General features: G+C 64.8%; 15 protein-coding genes. All 15 read left to right on the forward strand.

Annotated elements, in window-relative coordinates:
• Positions 1-34 precede the first annotated feature (34 nt).
• The 15 genes from trpE (at position 35) to AT984_RS21725 (ending at position 15988) form a co-directional block, all read left to right on the forward strand.
• A complete protein-coding gene (trpE, locus tag AT984_RS21655; protein WP_058722532.1) occupies positions 35-1534 on the forward strand; it encodes an anthranilate synthase component I in 1500 nt (499 codons plus the stop codon).
• A gap of 1 nt (position 1535) precedes the next feature.
• Positions 1536-2120, forward strand: a complete 585-nt coding sequence (locus AT984_RS21660) for an anthranilate synthase component II (protein WP_058721877.1) — start codon at positions 1536-1538, stop codon at positions 2118-2120.
• 13 nt (positions 2121-2133) lie between these two features.
• Positions 2134-3216, forward strand: a complete 1083-nt coding sequence (ltaE, locus tag AT984_RS21665; protein WP_058721878.1) for a low-specificity L-threonine aldolase — start codon at positions 2134-2136, stop codon at positions 3214-3216.
• Positions 3217-3233: 17 nt separating this feature from the next.
• Positions 3234-4274: an anthranilate phosphoribosyltransferase gene (trpD, locus tag AT984_RS21670; protein WP_058721879.1), complete on the forward strand. Its 1041-nt coding sequence runs from the start codon at positions 3234-3236 to the stop codon at positions 4272-4274.
• Positions 4275-4290: 16 nt separating this feature from the next.
• Entirely contained in the window at positions 4291-4950 is a 660-nt protein-coding gene (locus tag AT984_RS21675) for a DUF4124 domain-containing protein (RefSeq protein WP_197418202.1), read from the forward strand.
• Between the two features lie 95 nt (positions 4951-5045).
• Positions 5046-5834 (forward strand): indole-3-glycerol phosphate synthase TrpC, encoded by a 789-nt coding sequence (trpC, locus tag AT984_RS21680; RefSeq protein WP_058721881.1) that lies wholly within the window; start codon positions 5046-5048, stop codon positions 5832-5834.
• 16 nt (positions 5835-5850) lie between these two features.
• Entirely contained in the window at positions 5851-6558 is a 708-nt protein-coding gene (locus AT984_RS21685; protein WP_058722533.1) for a uracil-DNA glycosylase, read from the forward strand.
• A gap of 488 nt (positions 6559-7046) precedes the next feature.
• Positions 7047-7997 (forward strand): BadF/BadG/BcrA/BcrD ATPase family protein, encoded by a 951-nt coding sequence (locus AT984_RS21690; protein ID WP_058721882.1) that lies wholly within the window; start codon positions 7047-7049, stop codon positions 7995-7997.
• 4 nt (positions 7998-8001) lie between these two features.
• Entirely contained in the window at positions 8002-8733 is a 732-nt protein-coding gene (locus AT984_RS21695; RefSeq protein ID WP_058721883.1) for a GntR family transcriptional regulator, read from the forward strand.
• Positions 8734-8747: 14 nt separating this feature from the next.
• The gene (gene nagA / locus AT984_RS21700) at positions 8748-9881 is read left to right on the forward strand and encodes an N-acetylglucosamine-6-phosphate deacetylase (RefSeq protein WP_058722534.1); all 1134 of its coding nucleotides are present in this window, start codon (positions 8748-8750) and stop codon (positions 9879-9881) included.
• Positions 9882-9894: 13 nt separating this feature from the next.
• Complete coding sequence (locus AT984_RS21705) at positions 9895-10905, forward strand: SIS domain-containing protein (RefSeq protein WP_058722535.1); 1011 nt, start codon at positions 9895-9897, stop codon at positions 10903-10905.
• Between the two features lie 87 nt (positions 10906-10992).
• Positions 10993-12474 (forward strand): beta-N-acetylhexosaminidase, encoded by a 1482-nt coding sequence (gene nagZ, locus AT984_RS21710; RefSeq protein WP_058722536.1) that lies wholly within the window; start codon positions 10993-10995, stop codon positions 12472-12474.
• A gap of 41 nt (positions 12475-12515) precedes the next feature.
• Positions 12516-13856, forward strand: coding sequence for an MFS transporter (locus AT984_RS21715; RefSeq protein ID WP_058721884.1), 1341 nt, complete (start codon positions 12516-12518; stop codon positions 13854-13856).
• A gap of 47 nt (positions 13857-13903) precedes the next feature.
• Positions 13904-14857 (forward strand): glycoside hydrolase family 16 protein, encoded by a 954-nt coding sequence (locus tag AT984_RS21720; protein WP_156422174.1) that lies wholly within the window; start codon positions 13904-13906, stop codon positions 14855-14857.
• 54 nt (positions 14858-14911) lie between these two features.
• Positions 14912-15988, forward strand: coding sequence for an acyltransferase family protein (locus AT984_RS21725; protein WP_197418203.1), 1077 nt, complete (start codon positions 14912-14914; stop codon positions 15986-15988).
• Position 15989 lies beyond the last annotated feature (1 nt).

A 15989-nucleotide genomic window follows, 5' to 3' on the forward strand; every position in this document is an offset into this window, starting at 1 on the left:
CCGGGCCGCCGTTTCCCTTCCTTCAAAGGGTTTCGTGATGACTGAACTTGAATTCAAAAGCCTGGCCGCCCAAGGCTTTAACCGCATTCCGCTGATCAGCGAAGCCTTCGCTGACCTGGAAACCCCGCTCTCGCTCTATCTCAAGCTGTGCGCCAGTGGCGCGGGCGGCGGCAAGAACAGCTTTTTGCTGGAGTCGGTGGTGGGCGGCGAGCGCTTCGGCCGCTATTCCTTCATCGGCCTGCCGGCCCGCACGGTGCTCAAGAGCCACGGCCGTATCACCGAGGTGACGACCGATGGTCAGCTGACCGAGCGCCATGAGGGCGACCCGCTGGCCTTTATCGAGGCCTATCAAAAGCGCTTCAAAGTCGCGCTGCGACCCGGTATGCCGCGGTTCTGCGGTGGCCTGGCCGGCTACTTCGGCTATGACGCGGTGCGCTATATCGAGCCCAAGCTGGCTAAGACGGAAAAGCCCGGTGGGCTCAATACCCCCGATGTGATGCTTTTGCAGTGCGAAGAGCTGGCCGTCATCGACAACCTGTCGGGCCGGCTCTATCTGATCGTCTACGCCGACCCGGCCCAGCCTGAAAGCTATTTCCGCGCCCAGAAGCGCCTAACCGCCCTACGTGACCAGCTCACCTATAGCGTCAGCGCGCCGCAGGTCAAACGAGTGCAGCCGCATCCCGTCGAGCGCGAGTTTGCCAAGGCCGACTATCTGGCCGGCGTGCTCAAGGCCAAGGAATACATCGCTTCGGGCGATGCGATGCAAATCGTCTTCGGCCAGCGCTTGCGCAAGCGCTATACCGAGTCGCCGCTAAGCCTGTACCGGGCGCTGCGTTCGCTCAACCCCAGCCCCTATATGTACTTCTACGACATGGGGGACTTCCAGATCGTCGGCGCATCGCCGGAGATTTTGGTGCGCCAGGAGGCTGCGGTGGCTGGCCTGGCTGGCCAGCAGACGGTGACCATTCGCCCCCTGGCGGGCACCCGCCCGCGCGGCGCCACCACCGAGCTGGACCACGCGCTGGAAGCCGAACTCAAGGCCGACCCTAAGGAGCGCGCCGAGCACTTGATGCTGATCGACCTGGCCCGCAACGACCTGGGCCGCATCAGCGAGACCGGCTCGGTCAAGGTCACCGATGCTTTCGCGGTGGAGCGCTACTCGCATGTCATGCACATCGTTTCCAATGTGGAGGGGCAGCTGCGCCAGGGCCTGAGCAGCATGGATGTCTTCCGCGCCACCTTCCCGGCGGGCACCCTTAGCGGCGCCCCCAAGATCCGCGCGATGGAAATCATTGATGAGTTGGAACCCGTCAAGCGCGGCATCTACGGCGGCGCCTGCGGCTACCTGAGCTTTGCCGGCGATATGGACTTGGCCATCGCCATCCGCACCGGCATCGTGCAAGACCAGACCTTGTATGTGCAGGCCGCGGCCGGTGTGGTGGCCGATTCGGTGCCGGAGCTGGAATGGGCCGAGACCGAGCACAAGGCCAGGGCCTTGATTCGCGCAGCCGAGTTGGTGGAAGAGGGGTTTTGATATGTTGCTGATGATCGATAACTACGACAGTTTCACCTTCAATCTGGTGCAGTACTTTGGGGAGCTGGGCACTGAGGTGAAGGTGGTTCGCAACGACGAAATCAGCCTGAGCGAGATCGCGGCGCTCAAGCCCGATCACCTGGTGCTCTCGCCCGGCCCTTGCTCGCCCGCCGAGGCTGGCATCTGCGTGCCGGCGATTCAGCACTTCATGGGCAAGCTGCCCATCCTGGGCGTTTGCCTGGGGCACCAAAGCATGGGGGCGGCACTGGGCGGCAAGATCGTGCGCGCCAAAACCCAGATGCATGGCAAGGCCAGCACCATCAGCACCGACCAGAAGGGTGTGTTCAAGGGCTTGCCGCGCGAGTTCAGCGTGATCCGCTATCACTCCCTGGTGATCGAGGAAGCCAGCATGCCGGCCGAGTTCGAAATCAGCGCCCGCAGCGAAGACGGCGAGATCATGGGTGTGCGCCACCGCGCGCTGGCCGGCACGGCGACACCGATGGAAGGCGTGCAATTCCACCCCGAGTCCATACTCTCGGAGCATGGCCACGCGATGCTGAAGAACTTCCTCAATCTGGCCCTTTGATCGGTTCGCTCTCATGAAAATTATTGACCTCCGCAGCGACACCGTCACCCGACCCACGGCCGCCATGCGCGAGGCCATTGCGCGCGCCGAGGTCGGCGACGATGTGTTCGGCGACGACCCCACGGTGCTGGCCCTGCAAGCGCGCGTGGCCGAGCTCACCGGCATGGAGGCCGCGCTTTTCATGGCCTCGGGTACGCAAAGCAATTTGTGCGGCTTGCTGGCGCATTGCCAGCGCGGTGATGAATACATCGTTGGCCAGTTGGCCCACACCTACCGTTACGAAGGCGGCGGTGCGGCCGTGCTGGGCAGCATCCAGCCGCAACCGCTAACGCAGGACGCGCAAGGGCGCATGGCCTTGGCCGATATTGCCGCCGCCATCAAGCCCGACGACCCGCACTTCGCGCGCAGCAAGCTGCTGTGCCTGGAAAACACCTGGAACGGCCAGCCCATGCCGCACAGCTATCTGGCCGAGGCTACGGCGCTGGCGCGCCAGCATGGCCTGGCCTGCCATCTGGACGGCGCGCGGGTCTTCAATGCCGCGGCTTTTGATGCCGGGCCGGGGGGCGATGTGTTCGCCGCGCTGCGCCGCATCACGGCGCATTTCGATAGCGTCTCGGTCTGCTTCAGCAAGGGCTTGGGCGCGCCGGTGGGCTCGATTCTGTGCGGCTCGCGCGAGCTGATCGGGCGCGCGCATCGCATCCGCAAAATGGTGGGCGGTGGCCTGCGCCAGGTGGGCTTGCTGGCCGCTGCGGCCAACCATGCGCTGGACCATCATGTGCAGCGCTTGCATGAGGACCATGCCCTGGCTGAGCAACTGGCTGAGGGCCTGGGCGGCATCCCGGGCTTGAGCGTGCGCTCGGCCGCCACCAACATCGTGTTTGTCGACGTGGCCGATGGCCGCGGTGCCGCCTTGCTGGCGCATTTGAAGGCGCGTGGCATCTGGGCCACCGGCCTGATCGGCCTGCGCTTTGTGACCCATCTGGATGTGGACAGCGCCGGTGTCGAGCGCACGCTCGCAGCGGTGCGCGAATTCTTCTCGGCCGACGCCGGCCCGCACGACCTGGCCACCGCCCAATCAACGGCCGGACCCTATTGACTGTGAGAGACAAGATCATGCCTATCAGCAATGCCGAAGCCCTGACCCGCGTCATCGAACACCGCGAGATCTTTCACGACGAAATGCTGGCGCTGATGCGCCGCATCATGGCCGGTGAGATGTCGCCCGTGATGGCCGCCGCTATCCTGGTGGGTCTGCGGGTCAAGAAGGAAACCATCGGCGAGATCGCCGCCGCCGCCGAGGTGATGCGCGAACTCAGCAACAAGGTGCCGCTGGACCCAGCCGCCCACCCGCATCTGGTCGATGTGGTGGGCACCGGCGGTGATGGCGCCCACACCTTCAATATCTCCACTTGCTCGATGTTTGTGGCGGCTGCGGCCGGCGCGCAGGTGGCCAAGCATGGCAATCGCAGCGTCAGCAGCAAGACCGGCAGCGCCGATGTGCTGGAGGCGCTGGGCGCCAACATCATGCTCACGCCCGATCAGGTGGCGCAAAGCGTGTACGACACCGGCATCGGTTTCATGTTCGCGCCCAACCACCACCCGGCGATGAAGAACATCGCCCCGGTGCGCAAGGAGCTGGGCGTGCGCACCATCTTCAATATCTTGGGCCCGCTGACCAACCCGGCCGGCGCCCCCAATATCTTGATGGGCGTGTTCCACCCCGACTTGGTGGGTATTCAGGTGCGCGTGATGCAGCGTCTGGGCGCCGAGCATGCGGTGGTGGTTTACGGCAAGGACGGCATGGACGAAATCTCCCTGGGTGCCGCCACCTTGGTGGGTGAGCTCAAGGACGGCGCCGTGCGCGAATACGAAATCCACCCCGAGGACTTTGGCCTGGCCATGGTGTCCAACCGCACGCTGCGGGTGGCCGGGCCGGAGGAGTCGCGCGTGATGCTGCTCGGCGCGCTCGACAACCAGGCCGGCGCCGCACGCGACATCGTGCTGCTGAATGCCGGCGCTACCCTTTACGCCGCCAATGTGGCCGACTCGATTGCCGACGGCATCGCCCGCGCCCGCGCAGCCATTGCCAGCGGCGCAGCGCGCGCCAAGCTGGATCAGTTTGTGGCCGCGACGCAGCGCTTGGGCGCGGCTTGATGCCATGCGGCGCCTGATGCCAGCCTTGCAGCAAGCCAAGCCGGTGAGGGCGTTTGTGAAGGCTTGCCCTCATCAGCGCCAATGGGCCAAGCTGGTGGCGCTGGCTTGCGGGGCCTTGCTGTTCAGCACCGGTGTGCAGGCACAGTACAAATGCAAATCCGCCGACGGCGCCGTGACGTTTCAGCAGACGCCTTGCGCGGCCAGTGAGCAGCAAGAGCGTCTGCGCCATGCGGCGGGCTCTGCGTCCGAGCCGGCCTCGGGCCCGCCCAAAGACGGTCAGTCCGCGCAAGCAAAGTTGGTGGAGCTGGAGCGGCGCCTGCGCATCCGCGAAGCCATCAATGTGGGTCGGCCCATGGTGGGCATGACGCAAGATGAACTGAGCCAGGCGCTTGGCAGCCCGGATCGGACCAATACGGGCCAGTACGGCGGCAGCCAGCAAGACCAGCTGATTTACTACCGCAATGGCCGCACGGTCTATGTTTACACACGCGATGGTGTGGTGACTGCGATTCAAGATCAGGACGGTGGCAAGAGTGCTGCGCCGCCCAAGCCATGCCCCTCAGCGCGCGAGATTCGCGACATCGAAATGGACATCAGCAAAATCGCCAACCGAGACAATCCGCAGTTGCAGGCGGAACTGCACAAGCGCCTGCACGATGCCAAGGCTTGCCGCTAGGCTGGCGCGAACGCCGCGCTCACCCTTTTGGAATGGATTGCTTGGTGTGAACGCCGAGCGTTTCAATTTACGACCCGTCAACCGAATCAATCACCATGTCCGACATCCTCAATCGCATCGTTGCGGTCAAACACGAAGAGCTCAAGCTGGCCCGCCAGGCCCGCTCGCTGGCCAGCCAGCGCGACGACGCTGAGAGCCGGCTTGATACGCGCGGCTTCGAGGCCGCGCTGCGCGCCAAGATCGCGGCAGGCCAATCGGCCGTGATTGCCGAGATCAAAAAAGCCAGCCCCAGCAAGGGCGTGATCCGCGCCGACTTCCGCCCGGCCGAGATCGCGCAAAGCTACGCCGCTCATGGCGCGGCCTGCCTGAGCGTGCTGACCGATGTGCAGTTCTTCCAGGGCTCGCAAGCCTATCTGGAACAGGCGCGGGCGGCGTGCGCCTTGCCGGTGCTGCGCAAGGATTTCATGGTGGACGAATATCAAGTCTTCGAAGCGCGCGCCATGGGTGCGGACTGCATTCTCCTGATCGCCGCCTGCCTGGATGACGCGCAAATGGCCGACCTGGAAGCCGTGGCGCACGCGCTCAAAATGGATGTGCTGGTGGAGGTGCACGACGGCGCCGAACTGGACCGCGCCCTCAAGCTCAAAACCCCGCTGCTGGGCATCAATAACCGCAATCTGCGCACTTTCGAAGTGACGCTGGACACCACACTGGGCCTGCTGCCCCGAGTGCCCGCCGATCGTTTGCTGGTCACCGAAAGCGGCATTTTGGTGCGGGCCGATGTGCAGAAGATGCGCGCGGCCAATGTGCATGCCTTCCTGGTGGGCGAGACCTTTATGCGCGCGCCCGAGCCGGGTGTGGCCTTGGCAGAACTGTTCGCCTGAGCGGATGGGAATGATGATGTCGCGGGCAGACATCGCCGATGCCGCCGCTGGCATTGATGCCGGCTGGCAGCCCGTGCTCAGCGCCTGGGCGGCCAGTGCGGCCGGCCTGCAATGCCTGCAGTTTGTGCAGGCGCGCCAAGCAGTTGGGGCGCTGATCTATCCGCCCGACCCCTGGCGGGCCCTGCGCCTGACGCCGCTGCGCGAGACCCGTGTGGTGATCCTGGGTCAAGATCCGTATCACGGCCTCGGTCAGGCCGAGGGTTTGGCGTTTTCGGTGCCGCCCGAGCTGAACAAGTTTCCGCCCAGCCTGCGCAATATCTTCAAGGAATTGCAGCGCGACCTGGGCCTGCAGCCGCCCATGCATGGCCATTTGGGCGATTGGGCGCAGCGCGGCGTGCTCTTGCTCAACACCAGTCTGACGGTGGAAGACGGCGCGCCCGCCAGCCATGCCAAGCAAGGCTGGGAGGCCTTGACCGACGCCCTGATTCAAGCCGCGGCCCAAGACCCCGCGCCCAAGGTTTTCATGCTCTGGGGCGCGCATGCCCAGGCCAAGGCAGCGCTGATCGCGGCGGCAGGGCCTGCGCATTTGATCCTGCAAGCCAATCACCCTTCGCCGTTGTCGGCCCTGCGCCCGCCTCTGCCCTTCATTGGCTGCGGGCACTTTTCGCAAGCTTCGGCTTGGCTGCAAAGCCAACGGGGGCAGGGGATGGACTGGGCTTTGTAGCGCCAGCGGCAGGGCTTGCCGATTCATTCGATCTTTCGTTTTGGCCCAAGGTGCTGGGTATGGGTGAGATCAGGACGGCTGGCCGCTCTGCTTCGTTCATGTCACCCGTCGCCGGCCTGCGGTCAGCGCCTCCTTCTTGACTTCACTGCGCAGAGCGGCCAGCCGTCCTGATCCGGCATGGGAGTGTCGGTTGAGCATGGCGCTGGTCTAGCGTGCACGAGGCCTTGACCGGCGAAAACTGCGCTTGCGCAAGGCGCGCTTTTGCAGATGCGGCAAGCTGCCCCAAAAGCGGGCATGGCGAGTAGCGTTTTTGCCCTGCGGTCGCTCAAATCAGGGCTGCTACCAATCGCGCACTTGGTTCTAAACTGGTATTGTCCCTAGGTGGACTGGTGCTGTTGGCAGATGACTGCGCGGAATAGGTGCAGTCCAAAAACTCAGGGCAACACCGATTGACCAGTCTCGTCTTTTGGTATTAGACTGGTATCACTATGAATTCAGCATCCTCCACCGTGCCTGCCCATGTCTTGGGCTCCGATGTCGTCAATCTGGCCGGTGTGGCCTATTTGGTCGGTGTGGATGGTGGCGGCACGGGCACGCGGCTGCGTTTGAGCGCGCGCGATGGCCGTTTGTTGGGCCAGGGCGAGGCCGGGCCTTCGGCTCTGGGGCAGGGCGCTGAGCAGGCTTGGCGCCATATCCAGCAGGCCTTGCAGGCTGCGGCGGCGCAAGCGGGGATTGCTGAGTTGCCGCTGTCGCAATGCGCCATTGGCCTTGGGCTTTCGGGTGCCAGCGTGGTCAGCCAGGCCATGGACTTTTATGCGCGTCAGCCCGGCTTTGCCGTGGTGGCGCTGGATGGTGATGGCTTCACCACGGTTTTGGGTGCCCACGGTGGCCAACCCGGTGCGGTGGTGGCGGCGGGCACTGGCTCGGTCGGTGAAGTGCTGCGCCGTGATGGCTCGCGCGACTGCATTAGCGGCTGGGGTTGGATCGTTGGCGATGAAGGCAGCGGCGCCTGGCTCGGCCTGAAGGCGATTCGCCATGCCCAGCAAGCGCTGGACGGGCGCGTGCCGGCTGGTGCGCTCGCCCGGGCCATCTGGGCCGTGGCCGGTGACGACCGCGAAGCCATGCTGGATTGGTGCTCCAAAGCTGGCCAACATGCCTATGCCAGCTTGGCGCGCCTGGTCTTCGAGCATGCTGAAGGCGAGGGCGCTGACCCGGTCGCCGCAGGCTTTGTGGCCGAGGCCGTTGTGGAGTTGGAGCGCCTGGCGCTGGCGCTGGATCCGGCCGCCGAATTGCCCTTGGCGCTGTGCGGCAGCATCGCCCTGCGCTTGGCTCCCAAATTCTCAGGCACCATTGCGTCCCGTTGTGTTGCGCCGCAAGGCGATTCCGCAGACGGGGCGCTGCATTTGATTCGCGGCGTCCTCCAACGTTTGGAACAGTGATCTCATGCCATTCAAATTCAAACCGGACCCCACAGCGGCTTCGCCGCTGTACATGCAATTAGCGCAAAAACTGGCCCAAGCGATTCGTGACGGGGTGTTTCAGGCCGATGAGGCCTTGCCATCGGAGCGCGTGCTGTCGGAGCAACTGGAGCTGTCCCGCGTCACCGCCCGCAAGGCCATCGACCGCCTGGTCGAGCAAGGCATGATCGTGCGCAAGCGCGGCTCGGGCAATTACATCGCGCCCAAGCTGGAGCAGCCGCTCTCACGCCTGACCAGTTTTTCGGAAGAGCTGCAGCAACGCGGCTTCAAGCCCAGCTCGCGCTGGCTGACCCGCACATTCACGGCCGCCGCCCCTGATGAACAGCTGAGCCTGGGCTTGAGCACCGGCGGCCGCGTGGCGCGCCTGGAGCGTTTGCGCCTGGCCGACACGGTGGTGATGGCCTACGAGGTCAGCGTCTTGCCGGAGTCGGTCTTGCCCGACCCACAAGCGGTGCAGGCCTCGCTGTACGAGCATTTGCAAACCCTGGGCGGTGCGCCGGTGCGCGCGCTGCAACACATCCGCGCCATCAATGCCGACTCCAAGTTGGCCGGCTTGCTGGAAGTGCCGGTGGGGCAGGCGGTTTTGTTCATCACGCGGGTGGGTTATCTGGAATCGGGTCATGCGGTGGAGCTGACCCATTCCTATTGCCGCAGCGATTACTACGATTTTGTCGCCGAGATGCGGCGCGAAGGATAGGACGGCGAGGGATGATGGCGGAGTTTCAACAAGTTGACGGCTATGTGCTGACGCCTGCGGGCTTTGTACGTGGCCGAATCGAGCAGCGCGAAGGGCGCATCACCGCCATCACCGGCGAGCCGGTCACCGAGGCGCAAGTGCGCCACGACAAGCTGGCCCTGCCCATCATCCTGCCCGGCTTCATCGACGTGCATGTGCACGGCGGCGGCGGCCACGACACCATGGAAGGCGGCGACGCCGCACGGCAGATCTCCAAGCTGCATGTGCGCCACGGCACCACCGCCATGCTGGCCACCACCATGACGGCGCCGATGGAGGACATCCGCAACGCGCTGGCCGCGCTGGGCGAGATCTGCACCACCCGCGACCCCCAGGGCGCACGCATCCTCGGCGTCCATCTGGAAGGTCCTTACATCAACCCTGGCAAGCTGGGCGCGCAGCCGCCCTTCGCCAAGGCGGCGGCGATGGCGGAAGTGCGTGAGTTGAACGCGCTGGCGCCCATCAAGCTGATCACCATCGCCCCGGAGCTGCCCGGCAATCTGGAACTGATCACCGAGCTGCGCGCGGCCGGCTTCCAGGTGCAAATCGGCCACACCCTGGGCACTTACGAAGATGGCGTGGCCGCCTTGGCGCATGGCGCGCAGGGCTTCACCCATTTGTTCAATGCCATGACCGGCTTGCATCACCGCGAGCCCGGCATGGTCGGCGCCGCGCTGGCGCATGGCCGCTATGCCGAAATCATTCCAGACCTGCTGCATGTGCATCCCGGTGCCATCCGTGTTGCCCTGCGCTCGATTCCCTGCACCTTCTGCGTGACCGACTCGACCGCCGCCGCCGGCCAGCCTGATGGTGAATACAAGCTCGGCCGTCACACGGTGACCAAATGCCTGGGTGGCGTGCGCTTGCCCGATGGCACCTTGGCCGGCAGCACGCTGACCATGGACCAGGCGCTGCGCAATCTGGTCGGCATGGGGCTGGAGATTGAAGACGCTTCGCGGCGGGTCTCGACCTATGCGGCGGAATACATGGGCGTGAGTGATCGGGGTCAGTTGACGGTCGGTGCTTGGGCTGATTTGGTGGTGTTGGACCGGGAGCTGCAGCTGCAGCGGGTGGTCGTTGAAGGAGAAGAAATTGACCTCGTTGGATAACTTGAAGACCCGCATGCTCGAAGAAGCCCTGAGCGCCCCCGATGTGGTGGCGAATCAGCTGGCCCACGACCAAAACGCCTATGCCGAACTGGGCGAAGCCCTGCGCACCCAGCCGCCCACCTCGCTGCTGACCGTGGCGCGTGGCAGCTCCGACCATGCCGCTCACTACATGGCTTATCTGATGATGGCGCGCATGGGCACTTTGGTGACCTCGCTGCCGATGTCGCTGATCACCCTGTACCAAAGCAAGATCAAGAGCGACGGCCTGGTGTCGCTGGCCTTCTCGCAGTCGGGCCAAAGCCCTGACCTGGTGGCGCCGACCAAATTTTTCCGTGCCGGCGGTGCCCGCACCGTGGCTTTTGTGAATGCCCCTGGCTCGCCGCTGGCCGAAGCCTCGCAGTTTGTTTTCTCCCTGCATGCCGGCCCTGAGAACAGCGTTGCCGCGACCAAGAGCTATATCGCCCAGCTGGTGGCCGGTGCCCGCGTGGTGGCCGCCTGGGGTCAAGACGAAGACCTGCAAGCCGCCCTGCAACAGCTGCCCAACGCCCTGCGCGAAGCTGCCGCCCAGCGTTGGGATGTGGCGGTGGACGTGCTGAAGAACGCCGACAAGCTTTTCGTCATCGGCCGCGGCACCAGCCTGGCCATCGCCCAGGAAGCGGCGCTGAAGTTCAAGGAAACCTGCGGCATTCAGGCCGAGGCTTTCTCGGGCGCCGAGGTCAAGCATGGCCCGATGGCGCTGGTGGACCAAGGCTACCCCATGCTGGTGTTCGCACCGCGCGGCCCCGCCCAAGCCGGCTTGCTGGCGCTGGCCGAAGAGATGCGCGGCCGTGGTGCCCGCGTGCTGCTGGCAGCACCTGCTGGCACGCCTGGCGCCGAGCTGCCGCTGAGCTGCACCGGCAATGAGGACCTGGACCCCATCGCTGCAATTCAGAGCTTCTACCCGATGGTGGAAGCCCTGGCCCGCGCCCGCGGCCGCAACCCGGACCAGCCGCCGCACTTGGCCAAGGTCACCAAGACCAATTGATGTAGCTGCGGCGGGTTGCCACCCGCTGCGTCCGCTGCGATCTCGAAGAAACGGCGGGCCTCGGTGCCCGCCTTACTGCTCAAAATCATGAACGCTTTCCACCCCGGCCAGTTGGTCATGGTCGACATCCAGGGCAAGAGCCTGGATCTGGCCACCGCCGAGTTTCTGCGCGCCAACCAAGTTCGTGCTGTTTGCCTGTTCCGCAAGAACCTGGGCACCGAGGCCGAAGTGCGCCAGCTCACCGCCGACCTGCGCAATGTGATGGGCCCCACGGCCTTGATCGGCCTGGACCAGGAAGGCGGCTCCGTCGTGCGCGCCACCTTCTTGCCGCAAGCTCCTTCGGCCATGGCCCTGGGTGCGGCTGACGATGCCGCCTTGGCGGAAAGCGTGGGCGCGGCCGTGGCACGCGGCCTGCGTTCCATCGGCATCAACTGGAATTTCGCGCCGGTGCTGGACATCAATAACAACCCGGCCAACCCGGTGATCGCCGAGCGCAGCTTCTCGGAAGACGCCGACGACGTGACCCGCCTGGCCGGCGCCTGGATGGCCGGCTCGCTGCGCGAAGGCGTGGCTTGCTGCGTCAAGCACTTCCCTGGCCATGGCGACACGCATGTGGACTCGCACCTGGCCCTGCCCACGGTGGACAAGAGCCGCGCTGAGCTGGACGCGCTGGAGCTGCGCCCCTTCAAGGCCTTGCGTGACGAAGCGCCCGCCGTGATGACGGCCCACATCGTCTACCCGCAGATCGACCCCGAGCATCCTGCCACTCTGTCCAAGAAGATCCTCGGCGACATCTTGCGCCGTGAGTGGGGCTATGACGGGGTGGTGATCACCGACGCACTGATGATGAAAGCCATCTTCGAGCGCTACGGCTACGCCCGCGCCGCCGTGATGGCCATCGACGCCGGTGCCGACATGATCCTGGCCCAGGGCGACCTGGAAGAGCAGGGCAAGTCCATCCAAGCTTTGAAAGACGCCTTCGCCAGCGGCGAGCTGTCGGCCGAGCAAGGCCGCATCGCCTGCGCCCGCCTGGACAAACTGGCCGCCGCCTACCCGGTGCGCCATGACGACTACCAAGGCGAGCCGCGCGCCGCTGACGACCAGTTGATGCGCCAAGCTTGGGCGCGTGGCCTGACGGCCTTGCGCGGCGCCAAGGCGCCGGCCCTTGATGCCAAGCTGCGCGTCTTCGTGCAGCCCGAGGTGCCCACCGACGGCGTTTCGGAAGCCGGCCCCTCGGGCCAGCAAATCGTTGCGCTGTTCGCCAACTTCCCGCAGGCCGAGATCCGTTTTGTGGACGACATCCTGGCCCTGGACTGGGCGCAGCTGCCGCCCGCCGAGGCCGGCACGCTGAACATCGTGGCCTCCACCCATCGCATGCGTTACGGCGCCAATGCCAAGACCTGGCAGCCTGATTTGCATCTGGTGCTGTGGAACCCCTTCCAGGCGCTGGATGTGCCAGGGCCTACCGTGGTGAGTTGGGGTTATGCCGATGGCGCCCTGGCTGGCCTGCAAGCCTGGCTGGAAGGCCGGGCCGAGGCCACGGCGCAGTCGCCGGTCAGCCTGGGCTGATTCAGCCAGCCCAAACAAGTCGAACATCAGGAGACCTGCGCATGTCCCAATCCACGCCGCCGACCTCGGCCCCCGCGCCACAAGCGGGCTCGCCCATCCGTTGGGTGCCCAGCCTGTACTTTGTGCAGGGCATGCAGTTCTTCGTCGTCATGCTGCTGGCCGGCCTGATGTTCAAAAACATGGGCGTGCCCAACGACCAGATCGCGCGCTGGACCGGCTTGTTGGGCCTGGCCTGGGCGATCAAGCCGCTGTGGAGCCCCTTCCTGGAGTTGGCGCGCAGCAAGAAGCTGGTGGTGGTGGCGATGCAGTTCACCGGCGCGGTGGGCTTAGGCCTGATGGCCCTGGCCGTGCAGATGCCGATGTACTTTGCCGCCAGCATTGCGGTGCTGTTCCTGCTGGCCTATGCCTCGGCCACGCATGACATCGCTTGCGACGGTCTTTACCTCGCCTCGCTCGACCCCAAGCAGCAAGCGGCTTATGCCGGCTGGCAGGGGGCCTTCTTCAATGCCTCCAAATTCCTGACTCTGGGCGGCCTACTGGTGCTGGCCGGCCATCTTGAAAAGAGCATGGGCGTGTTCAACGCCTGGAGCGTGATCTTCGCGGTGTTGGCGATTTTGCTGGCTGCCCTGGCGGCCTATAACGCCAAGGTGCTGCCGAATGTGCTGAGCCCCGTCACAGCGGACCGCAGCGCAGCCAATGTCTGGCGCACGCTCAAGGAGGTCATTGCCGACTTCCTCAAGAAGCCCGGCATCTGGGCGATGATTTTGTTCATCGTGCTGTTCCGCTTTGCCGAAGGCCAGGTGCAAACCATCGGCCCCTTGTTCCTGATCGAAGCGCGCGAGAAGGGCGGCCTGGGCCTGACGACCGAACAGGTCGGTGGCATCTACGGCACGGTTGGTACCGGCGCCTTTTTGATCGGCAGCATTCTGGGCGGCTACTTCACCTCCTGGCTGAGCCTGAAGCGCGCCATGCCCATCCTGATTCTGGCCATGGGCGTGCCCAATCTGACCTTCTACTACCTGGCCGTGGCGCACCCGGCCGACATGCTGCACATCGGCGCGGCGGTGGCCGTGGAGATGTTTGGTTATGGCTTTGGCTTCGTCGGCATGATTTTGTTCATCATGCAGGTGGTGGCGCCGGGCAAGTTCTCGACCGCGCATTACGCCCTGGGTTCGGGGGTGATGCAACTGGGTTTCATTTTTTCCAAGACCATCAGCGGTGACATTCAGATGGCCATGGGCTATGAGCATTTCTTCCTTTGGACCATCGTCTGCGGCCTGCCGGCGCTGTTGCTGATGTTCTTCGTCAAGATGCCGACGCTGGGCAAGACTGAAGTTGTTTCTGCTGGCGAGCCCAAGGCCGACGCCGTCACGGCGCAGTGAAGCTGAGCATGATGCGTGGCGTGTTTTTCCGCACCAGTTGTCTCCGAGTGTTGACCGTCGCTTTGGCGGCAGGGCTGAATTTGGTCTTCAGTCCGGCCTTTGCTTTAGGTGGAGGGGAGCAGCTTGCAGCAGCATCGGCTGCAGCAGCCGCTCCCGCAAAGGCCGGATTCTTTTTTGACGACTTCAATTACCCCGACCTGGCCGCGCTGAAGGCCGGCGGCTGGACACCGCGTAGCGCTGCCGGCCACCCCGGTGTGCCCGGCGCTGCTTGGTCGCCCGAGCAGATCAGCTTGGTGGCCGACCCGCAGCAAGCGGGCAAGCGTCTCTTGCGCCTGACCGCACAGACTGACGGCACGCCCGCTGGCACCCAGCAAACGCAGCTGTGCCACGCCCGTAAGTATCTGGAAGGCACTTATGCCGCCCGCATTCGCTTCACCGACAAGCCGCTGCGCGGCGTCGATGGCGACCCGGTGATCCAGACCTTTTACGTGGTGGCGCCGCTCAAGCACGACTTCGACCCCGAATTCAGCGAACTCGACTTTGAGTACCTGGCCAACGGTGGTTGGGGGAGCGAGAAGACCCGGCTCTACGGCATCACCTGGCAGACCGTGCAGCTCGACCCTTGGCAGGCGTTCAATCAGTCGCACGAGGAACACGGCAGCCTGGACGGCTGGCATGTGCTGATGATGCAGATCGCCGATGGCAAGACGCGATTGTTTCTGGACGGCCGCCAGCTCGCCCAGCATGGCGGGCGCAACTACCCCGTTGTGCTGATGTCGATCAATTTCAATCTGTGGTTCTCGCCCGGCGGGCTTTTGCCGGCCAGCAGCGAGCCGCGGGTGTATCAGCAGGATGTGGACTGGGTGTTCCACGCCCGCCAGCAAGTGCTGAGCCCTGCGCAGGTGCAGGCCGAAGTGGATCGCCTGCGCGCCGGTGGTGTGGCGCGTGTTGACACCGTGCCAGCGGCCGAGCCGGCCTTGGCCAGCCACTGCGACTTCTAAGCTTTAGCGGGCGCGTGCCCGCCTTTGGTATTTCGAATAAAAAAAAGGATGGGGATGAGCGCAACGACAGCAAGCAAACGTTACGCCTCCGTGGATGCCCTGCGCGGCCTGACGGTGGCCGCCATGTTGCTGGTCAACAACCCCGGCGACTGGGGCCATGTGTATTGGCCGCTGGAACACGCCGAGTGGCATGGCTGCACGCCCACCGACCTGATCTTCCCCTTCTTCTTGTTCATCGTCGGCGTGTCGATTGCGCTGGCTTTTGGCTCGCGCATCGAGGCACACGTGCCGCCGGCGCCGATGGCCAAAACGATTCTGGTGCGTGCCCTGCGCATCATCGGCTTAGGGCTGGTTTTGCATCTGCTGGCCTGGTGGCTGATGGACAAGCCCGAGTTCCGCATCATGGGCGTGCTGCAACGCATCGGCTTGTGTTTTGCGCTGGTGGGTTGTGCGGCGGTCTATCTGCGGGAGCGTACGCAATGGCTCTTGCTGGGCGGCTTGTTGCTGGGTTATGCGGCTCTGCTGCTCGGTGCGGGTAGCCTGGACAAGCTGGGCAATATCGCCTCGCGCGTGGACGCCGCCGTCTTGGGCCGCCATGCCTACGAATGGGTGGCCGCTACCGGCTTCGGCCATGAGCCCGAAGGCCTGGTCAGCACCCTGGGTGCCTTGGCGACCTGCCTGCTGGGCCTGCGCGCCGGCCATCTGTTGCGCCAAGGCAAGCTGCAGCAACTGCTGATCTTCGGTGTGGCCGCAGCGGCGCTGGGCTGGCTGGTAACGGGCGTGTTGCCTTTCAACAAGCAACTGTGGACCTCCAGCTTTGTGCTGTGGACCGGTGGGCTGGCCTGCCTGGCCCTGGCCCTGGCGCATGTGTTGATCGACCAACGCGGCTGGCCGGCCCTGGGCCGCAGCTTTGGTGTCAACGCCATCGCGGCCTATGGCGGCGCCTGGATGTGCACCGTGCTGTTGGAAGGCTTTGGCCTGATGGCGCCGCTGTACGCGCATGGCTTTGCCTGGCTGCAGCCGCTGGTGGGGCCGTGGGGTCAATCGCTCGCCTTTGCCCTGGCCTTTGTGGCCGTGTGGGCGGTGATCGTGAAGCTGCTGGACCGGCGCGGAATCTACTTCAAGGTGTGAG

It is taken from the genome of Paucibacter sp. KCTC 42545 (genome assembly GCF_001477625.1).
Taxonomy (GTDB): domain Bacteria; phylum Pseudomonadota; class Gammaproteobacteria; order Burkholderiales; family Burkholderiaceae_C; genus Paucibacter_A.

Excerpts from the sequence above, each read along its gene's own strand:
- AT984_RS21660 (WP_058721877.1), top strand. The coding sequence starts at position 1,536 with ATGTTGCTGATGATCGATAACTACGACAGTTTCACCTTCAATCTGGTG.
- ltaE (WP_058721878.1), top strand. The coding sequence starts at position 2,134 with ATGAAAATTATTGACCTCCGCAGCGACACCGTCACCCGACCCACGGCC.
- trpD (WP_058721879.1), top strand. The coding sequence starts at position 3,234 with ATGCCTATCAGCAATGCCGAAGCCCTGACCCGCGTCATCGAACACCGC.
- AT984_RS21675 (WP_197418202.1), top strand. The coding sequence starts at position 4,291 with ATGCCAGCCTTGCAGCAAGCCAAGCCGGTGAGGGCGTTTGTGAAGGCT.
- trpC (WP_058721881.1), top strand. The coding sequence starts at position 5,046 with ATGTCCGACATCCTCAATCGCATCGTTGCGGTCAAACACGAAGAGCTC.
- AT984_RS21685 (WP_058722533.1), top strand. The coding sequence starts at position 5,851 with ATGTCGCGGGCAGACATCGCCGATGCCGCCGCTGGCATTGATGCCGGC.
- AT984_RS21690 (WP_058721882.1), top strand. The coding sequence starts at position 7,047 with ATGAATTCAGCATCCTCCACCGTGCCTGCCCATGTCTTGGGCTCCGAT.
- AT984_RS21695 (WP_058721883.1), top strand. The coding sequence starts at position 8,002 with ATGCCATTCAAATTCAAACCGGACCCCACAGCGGCTTCGCCGCTGTAC.
- nagA (WP_058722534.1), top strand. The coding sequence starts at position 8,748 with ATGGCGGAGTTTCAACAAGTTGACGGCTATGTGCTGACGCCTGCGGGC.
- AT984_RS21705 (WP_058722535.1), top strand. The coding sequence starts at position 9,895 with ATGCTCGAAGAAGCCCTGAGCGCCCCCGATGTGGTGGCGAATCAGCTG.
- nagZ (WP_058722536.1), top strand. The coding sequence starts at position 10,993 with ATGAACGCTTTCCACCCCGGCCAGTTGGTCATGGTCGACATCCAGGGC.
- AT984_RS21715 (WP_058721884.1), top strand. The coding sequence starts at position 12,516 with ATGTCCCAATCCACGCCGCCGACCTCGGCCCCCGCGCCACAAGCGGGC.
- AT984_RS21725 (WP_197418203.1), top strand. The coding sequence starts at position 14,912 with ATGAGCGCAACGACAGCAAGCAAACGTTACGCCTCCGTGGATGCCCTG.